This window comes from Streptomyces sp. ID05-39B (genome assembly GCF_033794725.1).
Taxonomy (GTDB): domain Bacteria; phylum Actinomycetota; class Actinomycetes; order Streptomycetales; family Streptomycetaceae; genus Streptomyces; species Streptomyces bobili.
Genome location: NZ_JARGEF010000024.1, coordinates 1 through 22750, shown reverse-complemented (window position 1 = coordinate 22750; position 22750 = coordinate 1). Strand labels below are relative to the sequence as shown.

Genomic DNA, 22750 nt, shown 5'->3' with positions numbered 1-22750 from the left:
ATCAGCCGACCAGGTCCGCCACCGCCCGCGCCGCGTCCCTCGCCGGCCGGCCCACGCCGATCAGGGTGGCCGAGGCCGGTCCCGTCCAGTCGCCGTAGCCGATCACCACAGCCACACCCGGCCCTCCCGGGCCGCCTGACAACTTACGGAAGAACCATGCCCTCCAGCCCGCTCGCCTCCGTGCTGTTCGTCTGCGTCCACAACGCCGGCCGGTCGCAGATGGCCGCCGGATTCCTCTCCCACCTCGCGGGCGACCGCATCGAGGTCCGCTCCGCCGGCTCCCTCCCCGGCGACCAGGTCAACCCGTCCGCGGTCGAGGCCATGAAGGAGGTCGGCGTCGACATCGCCGACGCCCAGCCGAAGATCCTCACCACCGAGGCCGTCCAGGCGTCCGACTACGTCATCACCATGGGCTGTGGCGACGCCTGCCCCGTCTTCCCCGGCAAGAAGTACCTCGACTGGGCCCTCGAAGACCCGGCGGGCAAGGGCGTCGGGGCCGTCCGCCCGATCCGCGACGAGATCAGGACCCGCATCGAGGCCCTGATCGCCGAGATCGACGCCACGCAGGAAGCCTGAAGCTCGATCTGCGCTGGAATCCCTGCGAGCCCTCGCGTGAGCTGTCGGCCGAGCTGGAACGGCGTGGGTGCGTGGTCCTGACCTGAGCGGTTCGACCCGCCGTCCCGCGGGTCACCGGGGGTGCGTTCTCGTCACATTCCCGTCAGCACTGCGGAGTTATGTCCGGAAACGTCCTGGTGGGACCCGGCACGCCATGGGCACGATGATCCCGTTTGGCGACCCGCCACGCACGCCCCGCACGCCAGGCACATGACACGCACGTCGTACCACCGCACACACCAGACACACCGGACGCCACCTGGAACAACCAACCGCTGACGGAAGAAGAGGGTTCCCGATGTCCCTGCGCACCCGCACCCGAGCCATCACCACGACCGCGGCACTGGCCACCGCCGCCACCGCCGCGCTCACCCTGTCCGCCGCCGCCCCCGTCTCCGCGAGCACCGCGGCCGGCACTACGACCGCCGCCGGGACGGCTGCCGCCGCCACCGTCCCCTGGTCCGCCTCCCACGACACCGCCTCGGCGGCCGGTGACCGGTGGCTCGCGAACGGCAAGCTCGTCGTCGACGGCACGCTCAGCAACACCGGCACCGGGTGCTACTCGGTCTGGACCCGTTTCGTGCACGACTGGGTCGTCATGCCGTACACCAAGCACGCCGAGATCTGCGGCGCGGGCTCCGTCGACTTCACCGCCACCAAGAGCTACACGTACACCGTCACCGGCACCCTCAGAGTGTGCCGGGGCACGACCGACACCACCGACTGCGGCCAGAGCGTGGGCATCACCCACTGGCCCATCGGGTAACCAGGCGAAGGCGTCGGCTCGGGCCCGCGCACGCGTCCGCGCTCCCGCCCGCCTACTTCGTCCCGACCGTCCGCAGCACCGTGAGCAGTCCGCGCCACCTCCACGACCTCCCGCACCGACACCCGCTCCGCCGCGCTGTGCGCCACGGCGATGTCCCCCGGCCCGAACTGCAACGCCGGGATCCCCGCCGCGGCGCACAGCCGCAGGTCGCTGCCGTACGTCGCCCCGCGTTCCCGCGGCGCCGCCGCGCCGGTCGCGTCTGCGTGCGCCCGCCCCACGACGTCCCGCAGCGGATGCCCGGCAGGCAGCCGCCCGCTCGGGTCCGCCCCACGGCCGCCTCGTCGATCGCCGCCGGCACGGCGGCCTCCTCCCCCGCTCGCCGCGACGCGGCGGTCTCCGGCCCACTCGGCACACCCGGCTCCCACCACCGTCGACGGGCCACTCCCGCCGCCTCGCCCCGCATACCTGCTCAGTCCGACCCTCCCGCATACAGCAGGAGCGCGACGGTCCTCACTCCACGCCGCCCACCGTGAAGCCGATCACCGCCCCGCCGCCCGCCCGCCGGAAGGCGAACGCCGCTCCCCCGTGCGCCAGCGCGACCTCCCGCACGATCGACAGACCGAGCCCCGAGCCCGGCAGGGAACGGGCGTCCGCCGCGCGGTAGAAGCGGTCGAAGACGCGGGTGAGGTCGGTCTCGGTGATGCCGGGCCCCCGGTCGAGGACCTCCACGCGGACGGTGCCGGGCCCGGCGGGGCCGGTCACCTCGATCTCGATGGGCGCGAGGCCCTCGCGGTCGAACTTGGCCGCGTTCTCGACCAGGTTGGACAGCGCCCGCTGGAGCATGCCGGGCCGCCCGTCGGTCGTGGTGTCACCGCTCGCGCGCATCACGATCCGCCGCCCGGTACGGCGTCGCGCGAGCCCCGCCACCTCCTCGGCGAGGTCGGCGAGGTCGATCCGCTGCGGCGGCTCGGTGTCCGACTGGCCGGCGGCGAGATCCACCAGCTCGTTGACCAGATCGGTCAGTTCGCGGGCCTCCTGGCCGAGGTCGGCGACGAGTTCGTCGCGGGTGGCGGGCGGCAGCTCGTCGATGCGGCGCAGCAGCGAGATGTTGGTCCGCAGCGAGGTCAGCGGCGTACGCAGCTCGTGCCCGGCGTCCTGCACCAGCCGCCGCTGGTCCTCCTCGGACCGGGCGAGGCGGCCCAGCATGCGGTCGAAGGCGCGGCCGAGCCGTCCCACCTCGTCGTAGCCGGTGACGGGGACCTGGACGCCGAGCCGGCGCGTGCGGGCGACGTCCTCGGCGGCGGCGGTGAGGATGACCAGGGGGTGGGTGATGCGCCGGGCCAGCCACCAGCCGAACAGCCCGGCCGCCGTCACGACCGCGCCCATCAGGATCAGGGTGCGCCGCTGGAGCGCCCGCAGCAGGTCCTCGGTGTCGCTGAACTCCTGCGCGACCTGCACCGCGCCCCGGCCGCCGCCCAGCGCGACGGTGGCGACCCGGTAGACGTCGCTGCCGACGTCGACGTCCTTGTGCTGGACGATCGTGCCCGCGCCCGGCGCCGCGGCGATCTCCCGGTCGGCGTCCTTCACGGGCAGCCCCGGGTTCCCGGGGTCGAAGATCCTCCCGTCCGCGCCCAGCACCTGTACGTCGGTGCGGGCGGGGCGCACGATGTCGTGGCCGGGCGCGACCGAGGAGAAGTCGGCGGGGTCCATCGCCCGCTCGCGCACCTCGTCGCGCAGGTCCTGCACGACCTCGTCGAAGACGGACTCCTGGTCCACCCGCACCAGCCGGGCGGCGGCGTTGTACGACACGACGCCGACGACGACGGTGACCGCCGCCGTCACCGTCGCGAAGGACACCGCGAACGTGGTCCGCAGCGAGCCGAGCTTGGGGCGCCGCCGGGACACCCACCGCCGTACGCGGCCGGACACCGGGCGCGCCTCAGTCTTCCCGCAGCACGTAGCCCACGCCCCGCACGGTGTGGATCAGCTGCGGGGCGCCGGGCCCGTCGAGCTTGCGGCGGAGGTAGCCGACGTAGACGGCGAGGTTCTTGGAGCCGGGGCCGAAGTCGTAGCCCCAGATACGGTCGTAGATCGTGGAGTGGTCGAGGACGATGCCCGCGTTGCGCACCAGCAGTTCCAGCAGCTCGAACTCGGTGCGGGTCAGTTCCAGCTCGCGTTCCCCGCGCCAGGCCCGCCGCGCCTGCGGGTCCATGCGCAGCCCGGCCGCCTCCAGCCCGCGCGCGGGCGCCGCCGGCTTCGGTGCCTCGGGGGGTGTGCCGGCGCCGGTGCGGCGCAGGAGTGCGCGCAGCCGGGCGAAGACCTCCTCGACGTCGAAGGGCTTGACGACGTAGTCGTCGGCGCCCGCGTCCAGGCCCGCGATCCGGTCGGCGGTCTCCACCAGTGCCGTCAGCATGAGGATCGGGACGCGGTCGCCCTCGGCGCGCAGCACCCGGCAGACCTGGAGGCCGTCGATGCCGGGCATCATCACGTCGAGGACGAGGACGTCCGGCGGCGACTTGTGGGCGTGCGCCAGCGCCTCGACGCCGTCGGCGACCGCGGTGACCTCGTAGCCCTCCAGGGTCAGCGCGCGTTCCAGGGCGTGACGGATGGCGCGGTCGTCTTCGGCGAGCAGCAGCTTGTGAGGCACGCGCCCAGTGTCCCAGCCGTCCCGTTCCCACGGCGTGACGAGCGGCTCACCGGGTGCCCTTCTTACGTGCCTCTCACCGAGCCCTGCCGGGTCGGTGAGGCATCACCACCCCGCCCCGCGCACTCCGCCTCGCTCAGCCCGCCGGCCGCAGGGCCGCGAGCTGCTCGGCGAACGGCACCACCGCGAACTCGTCCTTCACGGCCGGCCGCGTCGCCGCCAGGCCGCTCATCAGCGCGGCCAGCTCCCCGGCGGCCCGCTCGATCCGCTCGGGCAGGCCCTCCGCTCCCCAGTCCTCGGAGGCGGCGTAGACCCCGGTCGGGACGACGACGGCCCGCAGGTGGGCGAACAGGGGCCGCAGCGCGTGCTCCAGCACCAGCGAGTGCCGGGCCGTGCCGCCGGTGGCCGCGACCAGCACGGGCTTCCCGGCCAGCGCGTCCTTGTCGAGCACGTCGAAGAAGGACTTGAACAGTCCGCTGTACGACGCCGAGAACACCGGCGTGACCGCGATCAGCCCGTCCGCTTCCGTGACCGCGCCCAGCGCGGCGGCCAGGTCGCGGCCCGGGAACCCGCTGGTCAGGTTGTGGGCGATGTCCACGGCAAGGTCGCGCAGCTCGACGACCCGCACGTCGGCCGGGGTGCGCAGGGCGGTGGCAGCCGCGAGCCGGTCGGCCAGCAGGCGGGTGGACGACGGGACGCCCAGTCCCGCCGAGACGACGACGAGCTTCATGCGACGGTCTCCTTGTCCTGAGCGGCGGCGTTCTTCGCGGCCAGAAGCGATGCGTGGGTCGGCGCGTCCGGCACGTCGGCCGGGCGGCCCTTGGCGAACTCCTCGCGCAGCACCGGCACGACCTCCTCGCCGAGCATGTCGAGCTGCTCCAGCACGGTCTTCAGCGGGAGACCGGCGTGGTCCATCAGGAACAGCTGGCGCTGGTAGTCGCCGGCGTACTCGCGGAAGGCGAGCGTCTTGTCGATGACCTGCTGCGGGGAGCCGACGGTCAGCGGGGTCTGGTCGGTGAAGTCCTCCAGGGACGGCCCGTGCCCGTAGACCGGCGCGTTGTCGAAGTACGGCCGGAACTCGCGCACCGCGTCCTGCGAGTTCTTCCGCATGAACACCTGCCCGCCGAGGCCGACGATCGCCTGCTCGGGCGTGCCGTGCCCGTAGTGGGCGTAGCGGGCCCGGTACAGCTCGACCATCTGCCTGGTGTGGTCGGCCGGCCAGAAGATGTTGTTGTGGAAGAAGCCGTCGCCGTAGAACGCGGCCTGCTCGGCGATCTCCGGGGAGCGGATGGAGCCGTGCCAGACGAACGGCGCGACGCCGTCCAGCGGCCGGGGCGTCGAGGTGAAGCCCTGGAGCGGGGTGCGGAACTTGCCCTCCCAGTTCACGACGTCCTCGCGCCACAGCCGGTGCACCAGGTTGTAGTTCTCGATGGCGAGGTTGATGCCCTCGCGGATGTCCTGGCCGAACCAGGGGTAGACCGGCCCGGTGTTGCCGCGGCCCATCATCAGGTCGACGCGCCCGTCGGCCAGGTGCTGGAGCATCGCGAAGTCCTCGGCGATCTTCACCGGGTCGTTGGTGGTGATCAGCGTGGTCGAGGTGGAGAGGATCAGCTTCTCGGTCCGCGCGGCGATGTAGCCGAGCATCGTCGTCGGGGACGACGGCACGAACGGCGGGTTGTGGTGCTCACCCGTGGCGAAGACGTCCAGGCCGACCTCCTCGGCCTTCAGCGCGATGGCGACCATGGCCTTGATCCGCTCGCGCTCGGTCGGCGTACGCCCCGTGGTGGGGTCCGGCGTGACATCGCCGACCGTGAAGATCCCGAACTGCATGGTCGCTCAACCTCCAAAGTTGTTGACCGTTCAACCATACCGTGCCAACAGCGCCCCCACCCCCCGTATTCCTCCGCCGAAGCGCAGGCGTCGATGTCAGCGGCCCGCCCCGCGACCCCGGCATGGCCGCCCCACGCCGCCCCACGCCGCGCCACCGAACCGTCATCGGCGCCGCCGAACCGCTCGCCCGCGTCCACCTCCGGCCCCGCGAACCGGTCCCGCGCCCGCTCCCGCCCTCCGCACCCCGACCGGGAGCACCACCGGCTGATCGGCTGAGACCTGGACCGGCCGTACGCCTCCCGCGCCGTCCCTACGCCGAGATCTCCGGCACCGGCACCGGCCTCGGCCTCTTCACGCGTATCGACCGGGCCACGACCGACCCCATCCGCGAACCCCGCCCAGCCACCCACTCACCCAGGGGCGCGGGGCACCGCGCGACCAACCGCAGCCGGCCGGCACCACGAAATCCCGGCCGGCCGCCCCAAGGGCCGCCGCCCTACGAGCCCGGCGCCGGCGGCAACGCGTCCGTGTACCCGTTCACCGGCCGCTCGATCTTCGCGACCGTACGGCCGTCCAGCGCGACCGCCGCCGACGACGTACCCAGCGTGCCCTGCGCGTGCCAGGTCCCCGTCACCGTCACCCACGTGTCGGCCTTCGGCGCCTCGACCCCGTACACCCGCACCTTCACGGACTGCGCGTCCGCCGCGCAGCACGACAGCATGATCCGCGTCAGATACCAGCTCCCGCCGCCGCCCGCGGGCGTGACGAACCCCGTCATCCGCACCGTGCGCCCCGCGATGGACCGCGCCTTGTCCTGCTGCACCCGCTGTGTGAAGTCGGTCAGCGTGATCGGCAGCGGCGAGGTCGCCGGCAGCGGATCGAAGCCGTCCTCGTCGACGACCGCGACCGCCTTCGGCGCCTCACGCGACGCCGTGTACGAACCCAGCGCCGGCGGGGCGTAGAACAACAGGCTCAGCGCGGGCAGGAACAACAGCCAGGCGACCCGCGGCACACCCGAATGACCGTGACCGTGGTCGTCACCGTCGCCATCGGTATCCGGCCGCCGCCCCGCCGACCGCCACGCCGACCACGCCTCCGCCGCCCCCAGCAGGATCAGCAGCACCCCCGAAGCGATCAGCAGCGGCCGCATCCCCTCCTTCACGTACCGCAGGTACGCCTCCGTGAACAGCGAGGTCCGCAGCAACCCGACGCCGCTCAGCACCAGCAGCCCCACCTGCGCGAACCGCCTCACAGCAGCACCCCTCCCACGATCACGCTGCACACCACCGCGACCACCGCCGTGGCACTGGAGAACCGCACCGCGAAGGCCCGCCCGAACGTCCCCGCCTGCAACGCGATCAGCTTCAGGTCGACCATCGGACCCACCACCATGAACGTCAGCCGGGCCGTCGGCGAGAACCCGCTCAGCGAGGCCGCCACGAACGCGTCCGCCTCCGAGCACACCGCCAGCACGATCGCCAGCACCGCCAGGAACAGCACCGACAGCCACACCGAGTCCGAGAACGTGTCCACCACCGAGCGCGGTACCGCCACGTTGAAGGTCGCCGCCGCCATCGCCCCCACCACCAGAAAACCGCCCGCATGCAGGAAGTCGTGCTGGAAACCGCGCCGGAACTCCGTCCAGCGACTCTCACCCGGCCGATGCCCGCTGTGCCGTACCGCCGGCTTCAGCCACTCCTCGCGCCCCCGCCAGAGCCACAGCCAGCCCATCACCGCCGCCGTGATCAGCGAGGCCACCAGCCGGGCCAGCACCATCTCAGGACTGCCGGGAAACGCGATCGCCGTCGCGGTCAGCACCACCGGATTCACGGCAGGCGCCGACAGCAGGAACGCGAAGGCCGCCGCAGGAGTCACACCCCGCCCGATCAGACTGTTCGCCACCGGCACCGACGCACACTCACACCCCGGCAGCGCCTGCACCGTCACCGCCAGACACACCGTCCGCCACGCCTGCACCGCCGGCTCGTCCAACGACCGCCCGACCAGCACCAGCACCGCACCCGGCAGCACCGCCGCACCGACCAGCAGCAACGGCCAGCTCCGCGGCAGCCCCCGCCGGACGTCGGCCTCCGCCGCCTCCCCGGCGGCATCCACATCCCCGTCCAGATGGGTGTCCTCCACCGCACGCACGCCTAGACCAGCCCTCCCCGAAGCCGCACGACCTGCTCCCCGCTGAACTCCACCGTCCGCCTCATGTGCCGCACGATCACCGCCAGCTCGGCGTCGTCCAGATCCTCGAACAGCGGACTCCAGTCTCCGCCCAGCCGCTCCCAGGTCCGCCCGAACTCGGCGATCCGCTCCGGCACCGTCGCCACCAGCACCCGCCGCCGGTCCGCCGCGTCCCGCTCCCGCACGACGTACCCCGCCTTCTCCAGCCGGTCCACCAGCCGCGTCGCCGACCCCGTGGTCAGCCCCGTCAGCTCGGCCACCCGGCCCGCCGTCACCGGCTCCCGCTCCAACGAGAGCAGGTTCAGACACTGCAGGTCGGTGGGGTGCAGACCCAGCCGGTCGGCGACCGTCTGATTGAACAACGCGAACGCCGCGACGTACCGACGGGAGACGACCGACAGCTCACCGAGCAACCGCGACCGCACGTTCCCGGACATCGCCCGCACACCCCTTCGTAGCGCCGTCCGCAGATCGTACGACGTACCCGAACGCATCCGACCGGCCGCACGACCACCCACCCCGGCCCACAGGACCCCCGTGCGAAGCTGCTGCCATGCTCGTCCTGCGCTCCGCCGCCCTCTTCGCCGTCGCCGCGCTCCTCGAGATCGGCGGCGCCTGGCTCGTCTGGCAAGGCGTCCGCGAACACCGCGGCCGGCTGTGGATCGGCGCCGGCGTCATGGCCCTCGGCGCCTACGGATTCGTCGCCACCCTCCAGCCCGACGCCCACTTCGGCCGCATCCTCGCCGCCTACGGCGGTGTCTTCGTCGCCGGCTCACTGGCCTGGGGCATGGTCGCCGACGGCTTCCGCCCCGACCGCTGGGACATCACTGGCGCCCTCATCTGCCTCGCCGGCATGGCAGTGATCATGTGGGCACCCCGGGGACAGTGACAGACCCACCGACTGCCCGTCCGGGGCGTGTCACGCAGGACGTGTCACTCGGAGCGTGTCACTCGGAGCACGTCACTCAGGGAGTCTCGTCGGGCAGCAGCCCCAGCTGCCCCAGGAAGTCCATCTGGTCGAAGTACAGCCGGTAGCTGACGATGCGCCCGTCCTCCACCGACGCGATGTCCACGCCCCGCATCCTGAAGTCCCGCCCCGTCGCCGGCAGCGTCTCCCCGTCGGGCAGCCGGAGCGGCCCGGTGTTGCGCCCGCTGAAGAATCCCTCGTCGATGGCCGTATCGCCCACTTCCCATGCGGCCAGCGACTCGAACGTGGCCTCGGGCACCGCGTCCGTCATCTGCCGCCAGTACTCGACGATGTCGTCCCGCCCCCGGACCTCCCCCGCGTCGGGCGTCACCGCGACGGCGTCCTGCGCGTACAGCTCGCCGATCACCTTGAGATCCCGCCGCGTCGTCAGCGCCTCGGTGAGCCGGTCCATGACCTCGCGTGCCTGCCCCATCGCTCCTCCTCCAGAACAGAGGATCACCCACCTCAAGTCTCCCACCGGGGCACAGCCCGGGCTCGCGGGAGAGGGCGCAACCCACGGCCCGTCCGGAGACCGAGATCACGGACCGTCCACGGACCGGACCCGCCTATCCTGACCGGGCAGGCTTTCGACCCCTTCATCCCGCCCGAGGAACCGAGGAGCAGCCACCATGGCCACCGCCGCCCCGTCCGCCGCATCCCGCATCGCCGTCGTCACGGGTGCGAGCAGCGGCATCGGCGCCGCCACCGCCCGGCAGCTCGCCGCGGCCGGCTACCGCGTCGTCCTCACCGCCCGCCGCAAGGACCGCATCGAGGCACTGGCCGAGGAGATCACCGCGGCGGGCGGCTCCGCCACGGCGTACCCGCTCGACGTCACCGACCGTGCCGCCGTCGACGAGTTCGCCACCGCCTTCCGCACCATCGGCGTCCTCGTCAACAACGCGGGCGGAGCACTCGGCGCCGACCCGGTCGCCACCGGCGACCCCGCCGACTGGCGCAGCATGTACGAGACGAACGTCCTCGGCACCCTCAACCTCACCCAGGCCCTCCTCCCGCAGCTGATCGCGAGCGGCGACGGCACGGTCGTCGTCGTCTCCTCCACCGCCGGCCACGGCACCTACGAAGGCGGCGGAGGCTACGTCGCCGCCAAGCACGGCGCCCACGTCCTCGCCGAAACCCTCCGCCTGGAGATCGTCGGACAGCCCGTCCGCGTCATCGAGATCGCCCCCGGCATGGTCAGGACCGACGAGTTCGCCCTCACCCGCTTCGGCGGCGACGAGGACCGCGCCGCGAAGGTCTACGAAGGCGTGGCCGAGCCCCTCACCGCCGACGACGTCGCCGAGACCATCACCTGGGCCGTGACCCGCCCCAGCCACGTCAACGTCGACCTGCTGGTCCTGCGCCCCCGCGCCCAGGCCTCCAACACCAAGGTCCACCGGGACCTGTGATGTCGGACGAACGCGAGGACGCGCCCCAGGACACCCCCGAACGGGCGGCGGAGAAACGCCGCCTGGCCCAGGAGACCAAGGACGAACGCAAGGTCTGGTACTTCCTCGCGTACTTCCTCTTCGGCATCCACATCATCGCCTTCGTGATGATCTACGCCGTCAAACACGGGAACTGACCCCACGCCACCACCGGTTCTCACGGGCGTGGACAGACACCTCTCCTTCGAAGCCCTGCACAACTTCCGCGACCTGGGCGGCCACACCACCCCGGACGGCCGCCACCGCGTCCGCCCCGGCCGCCTCTTCCTCCTGGAGCCCGCCCACCGCCGGATGACCATGCCGCACATCTCCCCGCAGCGAAGGGGTCCGGGCCACCCGGCCCGGACCCCTCGCGCTCGACACCAGCCCCCTGGCAGGGCCGCTCAGCCCTTCACGCAGATGAACTGCTTCAGCTTCGCCACTACCTCGACAAGGTCCCGCTGCTGGTCCATGACCTGCTCGATCGGCTTGTAGGCACCCGGGATCTCGTCGACGACGCCGGAGTCCTTGCGGCACTCCACACCCCGCGTCTGCTCTTCCAGGTCCTTTGTCGTGAAGCGACGCTTGGCCGCGCTCCGGCTCATCCGCCGACCCGCCCCGTGCGAGGCCGAGTTGAAGGCCTTCTCGTTTCCGAGACCCTTCACGATGTACGAGCTCGTCCCCATCGAGCCGGGGATGATCCCGTACTCGCCGGAGCCCGCCCGGATGGCGCCCTTCCGTGTGACCAGCAGGTCCATGCCCTCGTACCGCTCCTCAGCCACGTAGTTGTGGTGGCACGAGATCTCCTGCTCGAAGGTCGGCTTCGCCTTCTTGAACTCCTTGGCGACCACGTCTTTCAGGAGCGCCATCATGATCGTGCGGTTGTACTTCGCGTACTCCTGCGCCCAGAACAGGTCGTTGCGGTACGCCGCCATCTGCGGGGTGTCCGCGACGAAGACGGCGAGATCACGGTCGATCAGGCCCTGGTTGTGCGGGAGCTTCTGCGCCACGCCGATGTGGAACTCGGCGAGTTCCTTGCCGATGTTCCGGGAGCCGGAGTGCAGCGTGAGCCAGACCGCCCCCTCACCATCCAGCAGCAGCTCGATGTAGTGGTTTCCGGATCCGAGCGTTCCCATCTGCTTTGTGGCACGTTCCTGACGGAATTTGACCGCCTCCGCGACCCCGTCGAACCGTCCCCAGAACCCGTCCCACCCCCCGGTCGCCAGCCCGTGCAACCGCCCCGGCTCGACGGGACTGTCATGCATCCCACGCCCCACCGGAATCGCCTGTTCGATCTTCGACCGCAGCCGGGACAGGTCCCCCGGCAGGTCATTGGCGGTCAGCGACGTCTTCACCGCCGACATTCCGCAGCCGATGTCGACCCCGACCGCCGCCGGGCACACCGCGCCCTGCATCGCGATGACCGAACCGACCGTCGCGCCCTTGCCGTAGTGCACGTCCGGCATCACGGCCAGGCCCTTGATCCACGGCAGGGTGGCGACATTGCGCAGCTGCTGGAGCGCGCCGTCCTCGACCGTCGCGGGGTCGGCCCACATACGGATCGGCACCTTCGCGCCCGGCATTTCCACGTACGACATATCGTCCTCATTCCCCCGGAAAACCAACAGAAGTCATAAATCGCAAAACCGGCGCCAAGGTGGCCAATCAGGACGGCGGACCGGCATCCACGGTGTTGCGTGCGATACACATTGTCTGCTGGGGCCGCCCCTGTCCGGCAAGCGATTAAGCAGCGGGGACACTGGAATGCCACCCACGATGTGACCGTCGAGAGGAGCCGACCGTGCAGCGGAAGGCGTACGTACCCGGCGTCGCCGCACTCCTCGCGGCGCTGCTGGCCGGCTGCACGGGCAGTTCGGACGACGGTGGCACGACGGACAACTCCAATCCGGGTGGCGCCGGCACGGCGACCGCCGTCGCCGAGCCGGGTCGCTACGACGCCCTGCCGGAGGCCTGCGGGGCGGTGGCCCGCGGCACTCTCGACTCTCTGCTGCCGGGTATTCGCCTGATCGCCGACGCGGCGCAGCGGGAGAGTGCCTATGCGGGGCAGGCGACGTTGACGTTCGACACGGACCGCAAGGCGGGCTGCCGTTGGAAGGTGGAGTCCCCGGATGCCATCGACCATCTGAGTGTCGACCTGGAGCGGGTGGTCTCGTACGACACCGCGGTCAGTGACGACAGTCAGGCGGAGACGCTGTTCGCCCGGAAGGTGACGGCCGCGGGTCTGCCGGCGCCGACCCCGTCGGGCAGTGAGACGGCGACGTCACCTTCCGCGTCTGCGTCCGCGTCCGCCTCCCCGTCTCCTTCCGCATCCACATCCCCTTCCGCGTCCCCCTCTTCTTCCGCACCCCCCTCCGCTTCGGCCTCCGCTTCGGCCTCCGCCGACCTCCAGCCCCGTCTGCTCGACGATCTCGGTGACGAGGGCTTCGTGAACGACGTGCTCGCCAGCTCGGGTTCGACGGCGAAGCAGCGCATGGTGACTGTGGCGTTCCGCACGTCGAATGTCATCGTGACGATCGAGTACGAGGAGCAGGCGGCGTCGGTCGGCGTCGTCCCGGACAGCAGGGAAATGCAGGACAGGGCCCGGAAACTGGCGGCCCAGCTCGCCGATTCCCTGGCGGGCTGAGGCCACTTCAGGCACACGGGCCGCTCGCGCCCGATGCCGTGGAAGCGGAAACGCACAGCTTCTTCACCGCGTACCGTGGCCCCCCGGACCCCGATCCGACCGCAGGAACCACGAGCGTCATGAGTGAAGGAACCATGCAGCGACGAGCCCAGCGAGACGACCAGCGAGCCCGGCGAACGATGCGTGCGGGGGGCTTGAACCGCCTCTTGGCCGCGGCGGCCGCAGTACCCGTGATGCTGATCGCCGCAGGCTGCTCCTCCGGCTCCGACTCCGGCTCGGGTGACGACTCCGGCGCGGCGCACAAGAGTGGTGGCGCCTCGGCGAGTACGTCCCCGAGTGCGGAGCCGACGGTGCAGGCGGCGGCGTACGGTGCGCTGCCCGAGGCGTGTGGCGTGTTGTCGAAGAAGACCCTGACCTCGCTGGTGCCGAAGGCTCCGGCGAACGGGAAGGAGGGGACGTCGAGCGATACGGCGGCGCGCGCCTCCTGTTCCTGGTCGAGCCTGGACAACAACGGTGTGAAGGGGTCGCAGTTCCGCTGGCTGAACGTGTCCTTGGTCCGTTTCGAGACGGACGCGGCGAGCAGCGGCGAGCGGCAGGCGCAGGAGTACTACGCCAAGCAGGTCCAGGATGTGGCGGCGACGGCGGGTGCGACGAACGCGAAGTCGCAGGCGGTCGCGGGTACGGGCGACCAGGCGACGACGGTGCGGTACGACTTGAAGAAGTCGGAGGGCGCGTTCAAGCAGCAGACGGTCGTGTCCCGGGTGGAGAACGTGGTGGTCACGGTTGACTACAACGGTGCGGGTCTGGCGGGTGACAAGACGCCGGACGCGGCGGCGTTGGTGAAGTCGGCGGAGCTGGCGGCCAAGGAGGCGGTGGCGGCGGTCGAGGCGGCCAATGGCAAGGCTGCGGGCGGTGGTTCGTCGTCGGTGGCCCCGTCGCAGCCGTCGGCGAAGCCTTCGTCGAAGGCGCCGTCGAAGTCGCCGTCCGCTTCGGCCTCCGCTTCGGCGGCGAAGAAGAGCTGACGTACCGGCAACGCGCGATCCGCACACATGTGCCACCCTGTTGCGCGCAACAACACGCAAGGGGAGGGGAGTACGGGTGGCAGCGCCAATCGAGCTGACTCGGACGCACCGCATTCTCATCGGTGTGGTCGTGGCCGGCGCCGTGGTGATCGCCGCGATCGGCTTCGCCGGTTCGTATGCGGCCGTCCGTGAGCTGGCTCTGCAGAAGGGTTTCGGGAACTTCTCGTATGTGTTCCCGATCGGCATCGACGCGGGTATCTGCGTCCTGCTGGCTCTGGATCTGCTGCTGACGTGGATCCGTATCCCGTTCCCGCTGCTGCGGCAGACGGCGTGGTTGCTGACGGCGTCGACGATCGCGTTCAACGGTGCGGCGGCCTGGCCGGATCCGCTGGGTGTCGGTATGCACGCGGTGATCCCGATCCTGTTCGTGGTGTCCGTCGAGGCGGCCCGCCATGCGATCGGCCGGATCGCGGACATCACGGCCGACAAGCACATGGAGGGTGTACGGCTCACGCGCTGGCTGCTGTCGCCGTTGCCGACGTTTCTTCTCTGGCGGCGGATGAAGCTGTGGGAGCTGCGTTCCTACGAGCAGGTCATCAAGCTGGAGCAGGAACGTCTCGTCTACCAGGCCCGTCTGCGCTCCCGCTTCGGCCGGGCCTGGCGTCGCAAGGCTCCGGTGGAGTCCCTGATGCCGCTGCGTCTGGCTCGCTACGGCGTCCCGCTGGCGGAGACGGCTCCTTCGGGCTTGGCGGCGGCGGGCATCGAGCCGGCGTTGCTGCCCCCGGCGCCGAGGCAGGAGTTGCCGCCGCAGCAGGCACAGCAGGCGCTGGCGCCGGCGGAGACCGCGCGGGTTCCGGCAGCCGCGGAGGCTCCCGGCGAGCAGCGTCCCGTCCAGCCCGCGCAGGCGAACGCGGAGCGTGATGCGGGCGAACCCGAGCCGGAGCAGAGCCCGTGGTTCCAGCCTCCGCCGCAGGAGGTCGCCTATCAGGGCGGCTACGACCCCATGTACGACCCGCAGGAACAGTACGAGCAGTGGTACCAGGAGCAGCTCCAGGCGGAGCAGTACCAGGGGCAGTACCAGCAGGAACCCCCGTCGCAGGAGCCTTCTCCGGAGGAGACGGGCAGTTTCCCGATCCCGGTGGCTCCCGGCCGTACGCGTGAGCTGGGTGAGGGCGGTGGTCCTCCGGAGCCGGACGAGGAGGACTTCTACCTGGTCTTCAAGAAGTCGATAGACGGCAGCTATCCGACGTCGGGACAGTTCCGGGGCGATGTGGAGGCGACGTTCGGCACGACGCTCCCGCAGCGTGAGGCCGACCGTCTGGTGAGCCGCTTCACGAACCGCCACACGGCGGAGCTTCAGGACGACCACATCGCGTAAGCGGTACGCGGCAGTCCGCGGACGGTACGAGGAGGGGGCGCCCGGTGATCACCGGGCGCCCCCTCCTCGTGCACAGGTCAGGAACCGCTTACTCCCCGAGCAGGGCCCGCACCCTCTCCTGTCCCACCGCGAGCAGCAGCGTGGGCAGGCGCGGGCCGGTGTCGCGTCCGACGAGCAGGTGGTAGAGCAGGGCGAAGAAGGTCCGCTGGGCGGTCTTGATCTCCGGCGGGAGTTCCTTCGGGGTGGCGTCGGCGGGGAAGCCGGCCTGGACCTTGGGGACGCCGTAGACGAGGTGGGTCAGCCCGTCGAGGGACCAGTGGCCGGCGAGGCCGTCGAGCAGGAGCCGCAGCGAGTTCTGGGAGGCCTCGTCGAGGGACTTGAGGAGTTCGGCGTCGGGTTCGTCACGCACGATGGTCCGCTGGTCGGCGGGGACGTGCGTGTTGATCCAGGCCTCGGCCCTGTCGTAGCGGGGGCGCGCTTCGTCCAGCGAGCCGATCGGGTTCTCGGGGTCGAGTTCGCTGAGGATGCGCAGTGCCTGGTCCTGGTGGCCGGCGGTGATGTCGGCGACGGAGGCGAGGGTGCGGTAGGGCAGCGGGCGGGGTGTGCGGGGCAGCTCTCCGCCGGCGGTGCGGACCGCGCGGGAGTGGGCGGCCACGTCGGCGGGGAGCGCCGAGCCGTCGGCGACCTTCGCGTCGAGCTTGTCCCACTCGTCGTAGAGCCGCTGGATCTCCTGGTCGAAGGCGATCTTGAAGGACTGGTTGGGGCGGCGGCGGGCGTAAAGCCAGCGCAGGAGCTGCGGTTCCATGATCTGCAGGGCGTCGGCGGGGGTGGGGACGCCGCCCTTGGACGAGGACATCTTGGCCATGCCGCTGATGCCGACGAAGGCGTACATCGGGCCGATGGGCTGCTTGCCGCCGAAGATGCCGACGATCTGGCCGCCGACCTGGAAGGAGGAGCCGGGTGAGGAGTGGTCGACGCCGCTGGGCTCGAAGACGACGCCTTCGTAGGCCCAGCGCATGGGCCAGTCGACCTTCCAGACGAGCTTGCCGCGGTTGAACTCGTTGAGCCGGACGGTCTCGGAGAAGCCGCAGGGGTCGCAGACGTAGGTCAGCTCGGTGCTGTCGTCGTCGTAGGCGGTGACGGTGGTGAGGTCCTTCTCGCAGTTGCCGCAGTAGGGCTTGTACGGGAAGTAGCCGGCGGCGCCGAAGCTGCCGTCGTCCTCGGCGGCGGCGCCGGAGCCCTCGGCGGCTTCCACCTCGGCCTCGTCGAGGGGCTTCTGCTGCTTCTGCTGCTTCGGGGGGGCCTTCTTGGTGCGGTACTGGTCGAGGATCGCGTCGATGTCGCCGCGGTGGCGCATGGCGTGCAGGATCTGCTCGCGGTAGACGCCGGTGGTGTACTGCCGGGTCTGGCTGATGCCGTCGAACTCGACGCCCAGTTCCGCCAGCGACTCGATCATGGCCGACTTGAAGTGCTCGGCCCAGTTCGGGTGGGCGGAGCCCTTGGGGGCGGGGACGGCGGTCAGCGGCTTGCCGATGTGTTCGGCCCAGGACTCGTCGACTCCGGGGACGCCGGCCGGGACCTTGCGGTAGCGGTCGTAGTCGTCCCAGGAGATCAGGTGGCGGACCTGGTACCCGCGGCGGCGGATCTCGTCGGCGACGAGGTGCGGCGTCATGACCTCGCGGAGGTTCCCGAGGTGGATGGGGCCGGAGGGGGAGAGCCCGGACGCGACGACGACCACGGGGGCGGTGGCGGGTGCTGCCGCTTTGTCCCCGGCTCGGCGCTCCGACTCCTCGATGACCTCGTCCGCGAAACGGGAGACCCAGTCGGTGGTCTCGGTGCTCTGAGCCACGATCGGCACGTCCTCTGGTGTGAAGGCTGGAAGGCAAGAAGCCCGGAAGGCTTGAAGTCCGTCCATTGTCCCAGGCCGGACCGCATCCGCGAAAACCGCTTTTCACCGCGTGGGATACTCGGTTTCCGTAGTACTTCCGAAAACCCGAGCAGAACGGCAGCCACTCCATGGCCTCGGTCACGTCCCTCAGTCACTCCGTCGAACAGCACCTCGCGTCCGCCCTCTCGGCTGCTCTGCCGGAGGCCGTCGGCGCGGACCCGCTGCTGCGACGCAGCGACCGGGCGGACTACCAGGCGAACGGGATCCTGGCCCTGGCGAAGAAGGCGAAGGCCAACCCGCGGGAGCTGGCGACGCAGGTGGTCGCCCAGGTCGTCACCGGTGACCTGATCAAGGACATCGAGGTCTCCGGGCCCGGCTTCCTGAACGTGACGATCACCGACAGGGCGATCGTCGAGAACCTGGGCGCGCGGTACGCGGACGCCGACCGTCTGGGTGTGCCGCTCGCGGACGCGCCGGGCACGACGGTGATCGACTACGCGCAGCCGAACGTGGCGAAGGAGATGCACGTCGGCCATCTGCGGTCGGCGGTCATCGGCGCGGCGGTGACGGAGATCCTGGAGTTCACCGGCGAGAGCGTGGTGCGCAGGCACCACATCGGCGACTGGGGCACCCAGTTCGGCATGCTCATCCAGTACCTGGACGAGCACCCGCACGAGCTGGACCACAAGGACGCCCGGGTGAGCGGCGAGGAGGCGATGTCGAACCTCGACCGTCTCTACAAGGCCGCGCGCAGGCTGTTCGACGCGGACGAGGAGTTCAAGACGCGGGCCCGGCGCCGGGTGGTGGACCTCCAGGCGGGGGACCCGCACACGCTCGCGGTGTGGCAGAAGTTCGTCGACGAGTCGAAGATCTACTTCTTCTCCGTCTTCGACAAGCTGGACATGGAGATCCGCGACGAGGACATCGTCGGCGAGTCGGGTTACAACGACATGCTGGCCGAGACCTGCCGTCTCCTGGAGGAGAAGGGTGTCGCGGTCCGTTCGGAGGGCGCGCTGTGTGTCTTCTTCGACGACGTCAAGGGTCCGGACGGCAATCCGGTCCCGCTGATCGTCCAGAAGTCGGACGGCGGCTACGGCTACGCGGCGACCGACCTGTCGGCGATCCGGGACCGTGTCTTCCAGTTGAAGGCGGACTCGCTCGTCTATGTCGTCGACGCCCGGCAGTCGCTGCACTTCAAGATGGTCTTCGAGACGGCGCGCAGGGCGGGCTGGCTGAACGGCGAGGCCACGGCCCACCAGTTGGCCTTCGGTACGGTCCTCGGCAAGGACGGCAAGCCGTTCAAGACCCGTGAGGGCGAGACGGTCAAGCTGGTCGACCTGCTCGACGAGGCGGTGGACCGTGCCACGGCCGTCGTCCGGGAGAAGGCGGAGAGGATCGGCCTGAGCGAGCGCGAGATCGAGGAGAACGGCCGGTACGTCGGTGTCGGCGCCGTGAAGTACGCGGACCTGTCGACCTCGGCCGTGCGGGACTACAAGTTCGACCTGGACCAGATGGTGTCGCTGAACGGCGACACGTCGGTGTACCTGCAGTACGCGTACGCCCGTATCCAGTCGATCCTGCGCAAGGCGGGCGAGGCGCGTCCTGTGGTGCACCCCGAGCTGGAACTGGCCCCGGCGGAGCGGGCGTTGGGCCTGCACCTGGACCAGTTCGGCGAGACGGTCCACGAGGTCGCGGCGGCCTACGAGCCGCACAAGCTGGCGGCGTACCTGTACCAGCTGGCCTCGCACCTGACGACGTTCTACGACCAGTGTCACGTGCTGTCCCCGGACAACGCGCCGGAGGTCGTCGAGAACCGCCTCTTCCTGGTGGACCTGACGGGCCGCACCCTCCACAAGGGCATGGCCCTGCTGGGCATCCGGACGCCGGAGCGGCTCTGACGCGTATCCGGTAGCCGGAACCGACTCCTCGCGCTCGCGCGTCCCGTCCCTCAGCAGGTGATGGTGAAGACGAGTGCGAGGAGAGACGGTTGGGCGGCACGGACGACCCGTCGGTCGGTGAGGCACTGATCACCTTCCTGCTGATCGGAGGGGCCGGCGTGGCCATCCCGGCCGCTGTCGTCCTCCCCACGATCGGCCTGGGCATCTGGCTGGCACACCGCCTACGAGCCAGGAGGAGCCGCTGAAAAGCCTGGGTATCAATGTCAGTGGGTGCCCCTACAGTCACAGGCATGGCGACTCTTCCCAACCCGCTGCCCCGGCTGGCGTCCGATCCCAGTGGGCGTTCCCTCGGGCTCCAGCTGCCGCCGGGCAGGCTGATCGACACGACGGACCAAGGTGTCTGGCACGAGCCGCTGTTGTGGCATGCCGAGCGGGCCGCGGCGCCGGGCAACTGGTCGGCGCTGGGCGGGCCGGCGGGGCGGGCCGGGCTGGTGCCGGTCCTGATCGACCTGGGCGGTTCCCAGGGCGGGCCGGAGCGGTGGGATCTGGCGCCCGCCCGCATGTCGTATCCGGGGGATCACGACGCGGAAGAGGTGCTGGAGGACTTCTGGGAGGAGTGGGCGGCGGAGGACGAGGAGTGGCCCGGTCCGGCCGACGCCCCCACGCTCAACGCCGATCCGGACGTGCGGGCCGCGCAGATCGCGGACGCCCTCGCGGGTGAGGGCCCGTCGTGGTTCGAGGTACCGCACCTGGCCCTCGTGCCGGCCCGCCGCAGCGCGGACGTACCGGCGGCCATCGGCTGGTCGGGCCCGGTGAACCATGAGAACGACACGGCGCGGCTGTCAGCGGTCCTGCGTTCCTGGGAGGACCGCTTCGGCATACGGGTCGTGGGCATCGGCTTCGACGTGCTGGCCGTGTCCGTGGCGGCCCCGCCCACCACCGTGGCGGAGGCGGAGGCGGTGGCCGCCGAGCACTTCGCGTTCTGCCCGGACAACGTCCTCCAGGGATCCGGCACCCTGGAGGCGTATGCCAGCGGGCTGATCGGCGAGCACGTCTGGTCCTTCTGGTGGGACTGACGCGGGGCTGACCTCAGGCGCCTTCGGCCCTGAGCCCCCGGCCCAGTCTCCGCAGCCCCTCCGCGATCTCCTCCGGCGTCTGTGTCACGAAGCAGAGGCGGAGGGTGGAGCGGTCGGGCTCTCCGGGGTAGAAGGGGGCGCCGGGGACGTAGGCGACGTCCTCGCGCACCACTGCGGGGAGCAGGGCGGCGGTGTCGTACGTCTCCGGGAGCCGGGCCCACAGGAACATGCCGCCCTCGGGGCGGTTCCACACCGAGCCCTGCGGGAGGGCGTCCGGCAGGCCGGCGAGCATGGCGTCGCGGCGCTCGCGGTACACGGCGGCGACCCGTGCCACATGGGCGTCGAGGTCAAAGACGGCCAGGTAGCGTGCGGCGGCGAGCTGGTTGACGGTCGGGGTGTGCAGGTCGGCCGCCTGCTTGGCGACCGCGCAGGCCCTGCGCAGCTCGGCCGGCGCGCGCAGCCAGCCCAGTCGCAGGCCGGGGGCCATGACCTTGGAGAAGGAGCCGAGCAGGACGGTGCGGTCCCGGGCGTCGGGGTGGGCGGCGATCCAGGGGACGCGCTCGCCGTCGTAGCGGAGTTCGCCGTAGGGGTCGTCCTCGATGATCCACAGGCCGTGCCGGGCGGCGACGGAGGCGAGGGCGGCGCGGCGTTCGGTGGGCAGGGTGCGGCCGGTGGGGTTCTGGAAGGTGGGGACAGTGTAGAGGAGTTTGGGGCGTTCGCGGACGACCAGTTCCGCGAGGGCCTCGGGGTCCGGGCCGTCCGCGTCGCCGGGCACGGCGACGATCCTCGCGCCGGCGAGGCCGAAGACCTGGAGGGCGGCCAGATAGCAGGGTTCCTCGACGAGGACGGTGTCGCCGGCGTCGACGAGCGCGGTGGCGAGCAGTGACAGGCCCTGCTGGGAGCCGGTGGTGACGAGCAGGTCGTCGGCGTCGGTCGGCAGTCCTCGCACGGACATGCGCCGCGCCAGATGTTCCCGCAGGACGGGTTCGCCCTCGGTGGTGGCGTACTGAAGGGCCCGCCCCGGCGTCTCCTCCAGCACGTGCCGGAAGGCGGCGGCGACGCCGTCACGGTCGAACAGTTCGGGCGCGGGCAGCCCACCCGCGAAGTTGATCACCTCGGGCCGCGCGGTGACGGCGAGGATGTCCCGCACGGGCGACCCTCCGACGGCGCGGGCCCGCGCGGCGAGCGGCGGCACGGAAGCGATCGGTGTGGCGGCAACGGTCATGGAACGGCTCCTTCAACCACGGGCACGGCAATCCCCCACGCCCTCGTCCTCGCGCTCCGCAGCCTAGAGAGACAGCTGCTGTGTACACACGGTTTTCCAGGATGCGGACGGGAGGGCGTCGGGGCCGGTGCGAGAGGGAAGCAGGGGTGGGCGGCGCGGAGGGCGAGTCCGGGAGACCCGTCGCCCGCGCAGCCGGACCGCCCCCGGACACGGGCGCGACCAGCCCGGCAGGGGGGGGCCGGCCCCTCGACGCGGGCTCCCATCGGTGCCGCTGGCCGCCGAAGGCCCGTGCCGCCGTCCGGTTCCGCGTCGGCCTCCGCCTCGCCCACCGTGTCTCCCCGTGCGCCTCCGATCCCCCGGCCTGCGCTCGGCGCCGTGCACCTACGGCGTCGGCGAGGACCCCGCGCGCTGCCACGCGGACCCGCCGAGCGGGAACTCGTAGGCGGGCCGTCCGTTGTTGCCGCTGGTGCGGAACGGCCTGCCCTCGTTGTCGAGGAGCAGCGTGCCGTGCCGGGAGCCGCTGGACCAGGACAGCTCCAGCGTCCAGCTCACGTCGTAGGCGGAGGCGTCGGCGCTGACGTAGTAGACCTCCGGGTCGGACTCGCTGACCTTGAACGGGAAGTCGGCGTGCCCGGCCTCCGGCACGACGGCCGGCCGCATGGCGTCGAGGGCGACGGTGAAGTAGCGGGTCGGCACGCCGCCCCCGCAGCCGACGCCCGGATAGCCCATGGCGTAGTCGTTCCAGGCGAGCGGCGACCGCTTCTGGACCGTGCGGACCTTCAGCCCGTCGACGACCACCGTCTCCTCGCCGGTCCCCTGCACGGTCAGCTCCAGGAACTGCTGCCCGGAGGACACGGCCCCGTGCGCGGCCACCCAGGCGGGCGCGTCCTGCTCGACGGGCGGGGGTGAGACCCGCCCCGCCTCCCGGTCGATCAGGTAGCGCTGACCGCAGGGGCTTTCCCAGGCGTACGGGCGGATGCCGACCGTGAGCGGAGGAGTGCCGCTGTCGTCCTCGACGGCCGCACCGGGCCGCTCCTGCCCGGAGTCGGAGGGGGAGGGGGACGGCGTACCCGAAGCGGACGGGGAGGCGGAAGCGGACGGGGAGACGGAAGGCGAGGCGGAGGCCGGCGCGGATCCGGACGGCGTCGCGCCACCCGCCCCCTTCCCCTGCACGGAGGAAGCG

Annotated in this window: 23 protein-coding genes and 2 pseudogenes; 12 read left to right on the top strand and 13 right to left on the bottom strand. The window is 71.3% G+C overall.

What is annotated here, in order from left to right:
• Positions 1 to 156: 156 nt before the first annotated feature.
• Both P1P75_RS08645 and P1P75_RS08640 read left to right on the top strand, forming a co-directional pair.
• Complete coding sequence (locus tag P1P75_RS08645) at positions 157 to 576, top strand: arsenate reductase ArsC (protein ID WP_319253187.1); 420 nt, start codon at positions 157 to 159, stop codon at positions 574 to 576.
• Positions 577 to 913: 337 nt separating this feature from the next.
• Positions 914 to 1381, top strand: a complete 468-nt coding sequence (locus tag P1P75_RS08640; protein ID WP_319253185.1) for a hypothetical protein — start codon at positions 914 to 916, stop codon at positions 1379 to 1381.
• Positions 1382 to 1433: 52 nt separating this feature from the next.
• On the opposite strand, the pseudogene P1P75_RS08635 reads toward P1P75_RS08640, so the two are convergent.
• The 8 genes and pseudogenes from P1P75_RS08635 to P1P75_RS08600 all read right to left on the bottom strand — a co-directional run.
• Positions 1434 to 1698, bottom strand: a pseudogene (locus P1P75_RS08635) (peptidase M20); the annotation flags it as partial.
• A gap of 193 nt (positions 1699 to 1891) precedes the next feature.
• Positions 1892 to 3310 (bottom strand): HAMP domain-containing sensor histidine kinase, encoded by a 1419-nt coding sequence (locus tag P1P75_RS08630; RefSeq protein WP_319253183.1) that lies wholly within the window; start codon positions 3308 to 3310, stop codon positions 1892 to 1894.
• Between the two features lie 10 nt (positions 3311 to 3320).
• On the bottom strand, positions 3321 to 4028 hold the full coding sequence (locus tag P1P75_RS08625) for a response regulator transcription factor (RefSeq protein ID WP_319253181.1): 708 nt from the start codon (positions 4026 to 4028) through the stop codon (positions 3321 to 3323).
• A gap of 133 nt (positions 4029 to 4161) precedes the next feature.
• Positions 4162 to 4755: an FMN reductase gene (locus P1P75_RS08620; protein ID WP_319253179.1), complete on the bottom strand. Its 594-nt coding sequence runs from the start codon at positions 4753 to 4755 to the stop codon at positions 4162 to 4164.
• On the bottom strand, positions 4752 to 5855 hold the full coding sequence (locus P1P75_RS08615; protein ID WP_319253177.1) for an LLM class flavin-dependent oxidoreductase: 1104 nt from the start codon (positions 5853 to 5855) through the stop codon (positions 4752 to 4754). Before P1P75_RS08615 ends, P1P75_RS08620 begins: the two co-directional genes overlap by 4 nt.
• Before the next feature lie 496 nt (positions 5856 to 6351).
• Entirely contained in the window at positions 6352 to 7107 is a 756-nt protein-coding gene (locus P1P75_RS08610) for a TIGR03943 family protein (RefSeq protein WP_319253175.1), read from the bottom strand.
• On the bottom strand, positions 7104 to 7982 hold the full coding sequence (locus P1P75_RS08605; protein WP_319253226.1) for a permease: 879 nt from the start codon (positions 7980 to 7982) through the stop codon (positions 7104 to 7106). Before P1P75_RS08605 ends, P1P75_RS08610 begins: the two co-directional genes overlap by 4 nt.
• A gap of 26 nt (positions 7983 to 8008) precedes the next feature.
• The gene (locus tag P1P75_RS08600) at positions 8009 to 8482 is read right to left on the bottom strand and encodes a MarR family winged helix-turn-helix transcriptional regulator (RefSeq protein WP_319253173.1); all 474 of its coding nucleotides are present in this window, start codon (positions 8480 to 8482) and stop codon (positions 8009 to 8011) included.
• A 116-nt stretch (positions 8483 to 8598) separates the two neighbouring features.
• On the opposite strand from P1P75_RS08600, the gene P1P75_RS08595 reads away from it, so the two are divergent.
• Entirely contained in the window at positions 8599 to 8934 is a 336-nt protein-coding gene (locus P1P75_RS08595) for a YnfA family protein (RefSeq protein WP_319253171.1), read from the top strand.
• Between the two features lie 76 nt (positions 8935 to 9010).
• Here P1P75_RS08595 and P1P75_RS08590 read toward each other — a convergent pair whose 3' ends face one another.
• A complete protein-coding gene (locus P1P75_RS08590; RefSeq protein WP_319253169.1) occupies positions 9011 to 9445 on the bottom strand; it encodes a nuclear transport factor 2 family protein in 435 nt (144 codons plus the stop codon).
• 196 nt (positions 9446 to 9641) lie between these two features.
• On the opposite strand from P1P75_RS08590, the gene P1P75_RS08585 reads away from it, so the two are divergent.
• Genes P1P75_RS08585 through P1P75_RS08575 form a run of 3 tightly spaced genes read left to right on the top strand, consistent with a single transcriptional unit; the run spans position 9642 to position 10931 of the window.
• Positions 9642 to 10418, top strand: a complete 777-nt coding sequence (locus P1P75_RS08585) for an SDR family NAD(P)-dependent oxidoreductase (RefSeq protein WP_319253167.1) — start codon at positions 9642 to 9644, stop codon at positions 10416 to 10418.
• Complete coding sequence (locus tag P1P75_RS08580; RefSeq protein ID WP_319253165.1) at positions 10418 to 10594, top strand: hypothetical protein; 177 nt, start codon at positions 10418 to 10420, stop codon at positions 10592 to 10594. The genes P1P75_RS08585 and P1P75_RS08580 overlap by 1 nt, the downstream gene beginning before the upstream one ends.
• A gap of 28 nt (positions 10595 to 10622) precedes the next feature.
• Positions 10623 to 10931 carry a tyrosine-protein phosphatase gene (locus P1P75_RS08575; RefSeq protein WP_319253163.1) on the top strand — a complete coding sequence of 103 codons (309 nt, stop codon included), beginning with the start codon at positions 10623 to 10625 and terminating at the stop codon, positions 10929 to 10931.
• Here P1P75_RS08575 and P1P75_RS08570 read toward each other — a convergent pair.
• Complete coding sequence (locus tag P1P75_RS08570; RefSeq protein WP_319253161.1) at positions 10841 to 12034, bottom strand: RtcB family protein; 1194 nt, start codon at positions 12032 to 12034, stop codon at positions 10841 to 10843. The two genes, P1P75_RS08575 and P1P75_RS08570, sit on opposite strands and share 91 nt — an antisense overlap.
• Before the next feature lie 203 nt (positions 12035 to 12237).
• Between P1P75_RS08570 and P1P75_RS08565 the strand changes: the two genes are divergently transcribed.
• From P1P75_RS08565 to P1P75_RS08555, 3 genes are all read left to right on the top strand, one after another.
• Positions 12238 to 13080 (top strand): DUF3558 domain-containing protein, encoded by an 843-nt coding sequence (locus tag P1P75_RS08565; protein ID WP_319253159.1) that lies wholly within the window; start codon positions 12238 to 12240, stop codon positions 13078 to 13080.
• Positions 13081 to 13199: 119 nt separating this feature from the next.
• Positions 13200 to 14102, top strand: coding sequence for a DUF3558 family protein (locus tag P1P75_RS08560; RefSeq protein WP_319253157.1), 903 nt, complete (start codon positions 13200 to 13202; stop codon positions 14100 to 14102).
• A 76-nt stretch (positions 14103 to 14178) separates the two neighbouring features.
• On the top strand, positions 14179 to 15480 hold the full coding sequence (locus tag P1P75_RS08555; protein WP_319253155.1) for a DUF2637 domain-containing protein: 1302 nt from the start codon (positions 14179 to 14181) through the stop codon (positions 15478 to 15480).
• A gap of 88 nt (positions 15481 to 15568) precedes the next feature.
• On the opposite strand, the gene lysS is transcribed toward P1P75_RS08555, so the two are convergent.
• Positions 15569 to 17338 (bottom strand): lysine--tRNA ligase, encoded by a 1770-nt coding sequence (lysS, locus tag P1P75_RS08550; RefSeq protein WP_319253153.1) that lies wholly within the window; start codon positions 17336 to 17338, stop codon positions 15569 to 15571.
• A gap of 158 nt (positions 17339 to 17496) precedes the next feature.
• On the opposite strand from lysS, the gene argS reads away from it, so the two are divergent.
• The 3 genes from argS to P1P75_RS08535 all read left to right on the top strand — a co-directional run bounded on the left by argS (position 17497) and on the right by P1P75_RS08535 (position 20342).
• Positions 17497 to 19266: an arginine--tRNA ligase gene (gene argS, locus P1P75_RS08545; protein WP_319253151.1), complete on the top strand. Its 1770-nt coding sequence runs from the start codon at positions 17497 to 17499 to the stop codon at positions 19264 to 19266.
• An 89-nt stretch (positions 19267 to 19355) separates the two neighbouring features.
• Positions 19356 to 19511 (top strand): hypothetical protein, encoded by a 156-nt coding sequence (locus P1P75_RS08540; RefSeq protein WP_319253149.1) that lies wholly within the window; start codon positions 19356 to 19358, stop codon positions 19509 to 19511.
• A gap of 45 nt (positions 19512 to 19556) precedes the next feature.
• On the top strand, positions 19557 to 20342 hold the full coding sequence (locus P1P75_RS08535; protein ID WP_319253147.1) for a DUF4253 domain-containing protein: 786 nt from the start codon (positions 19557 to 19559) through the stop codon (positions 20340 to 20342).
• 13 nt (positions 20343 to 20355) lie between these two features.
• Here the strand turns inward: P1P75_RS08535 and P1P75_RS08530 are convergent, their stop codons facing one another.
• Both P1P75_RS08530 and P1P75_RS08525 read right to left on the bottom strand, forming a co-directional pair.
• On the bottom strand, positions 20356 to 21567 hold the full coding sequence (locus P1P75_RS08530; protein ID WP_319253145.1) for a PLP-dependent aminotransferase family protein: 1212 nt from the start codon (positions 21565 to 21567) through the stop codon (positions 20356 to 20358).
• Between the two features lie 381 nt (positions 21568 to 21948).
• Positions 21949 to 22750: pseudogene (locus tag P1P75_RS08525) on the bottom strand (transcriptional regulator); the annotation flags it as partial.

Excerpts from the sequence above, each read along its gene's own strand:
- argS (WP_319253151.1), top strand. The coding sequence starts at position 17,497 with ATGGCCTCGGTCACGTCCCTCAGTCACTCCGTCGAACAGCACCTCGCG.
- P1P75_RS08535 (WP_319253147.1), top strand. The coding sequence starts at position 19,557 with ATGGCGACTCTTCCCAACCCGCTGCCCCGGCTGGCGTCCGATCCCAGT.
- P1P75_RS08590 (WP_319253169.1), bottom strand. The coding sequence starts at position 9,445 with ATGGGGCAGGCACGCGAGGTCATGGACCGGCTCACCGAGGCGCTGACG.
- P1P75_RS08645 (WP_319253187.1), top strand. The coding sequence starts at position 157 with ATGCCCTCCAGCCCGCTCGCCTCCGTGCTGTTCGTCTGCGTCCACAAC.
- P1P75_RS08640 (WP_319253185.1), top strand. The coding sequence starts at position 914 with ATGTCCCTGCGCACCCGCACCCGAGCCATCACCACGACCGCGGCACTG.
- P1P75_RS08620 (WP_319253179.1), bottom strand. The coding sequence starts at position 4,755 with ATGAAGCTCGTCGTCGTCTCGGCGGGACTGGGCGTCCCGTCGTCCACC.
- P1P75_RS08580 (WP_319253165.1), top strand. The coding sequence starts at position 10,418 with ATGTCGGACGAACGCGAGGACGCGCCCCAGGACACCCCCGAACGGGCG.
- P1P75_RS08615 (WP_319253177.1), bottom strand. The coding sequence starts at position 5,855 with ATGCAGTTCGGGATCTTCACGGTCGGCGATGTCACGCCGGACCCCACC.
- P1P75_RS08595 (WP_319253171.1), top strand. The coding sequence starts at position 8,599 with ATGCTCGTCCTGCGCTCCGCCGCCCTCTTCGCCGTCGCCGCGCTCCTC.
- P1P75_RS08570 (WP_319253161.1), bottom strand. The coding sequence starts at position 12,034 with ATGTCGTACGTGGAAATGCCGGGCGCGAAGGTGCCGATCCGTATGTGG.
- P1P75_RS08560 (WP_319253157.1), top strand. The coding sequence starts at position 13,200 with ATGAGTGAAGGAACCATGCAGCGACGAGCCCAGCGAGACGACCAGCGA.
- P1P75_RS08585 (WP_319253167.1), top strand. The coding sequence starts at position 9,642 with ATGGCCACCGCCGCCCCGTCCGCCGCATCCCGCATCGCCGTCGTCACG.
- P1P75_RS08600 (WP_319253173.1), bottom strand. The coding sequence starts at position 8,482 with ATGTCCGGGAACGTGCGGTCGCGGTTGCTCGGTGAGCTGTCGGTCGTC.
- P1P75_RS08530 (WP_319253145.1), bottom strand. The coding sequence starts at position 21,567 with ATGACCGTTGCCGCCACACCGATCGCTTCCGTGCCGCCGCTCGCCGCG.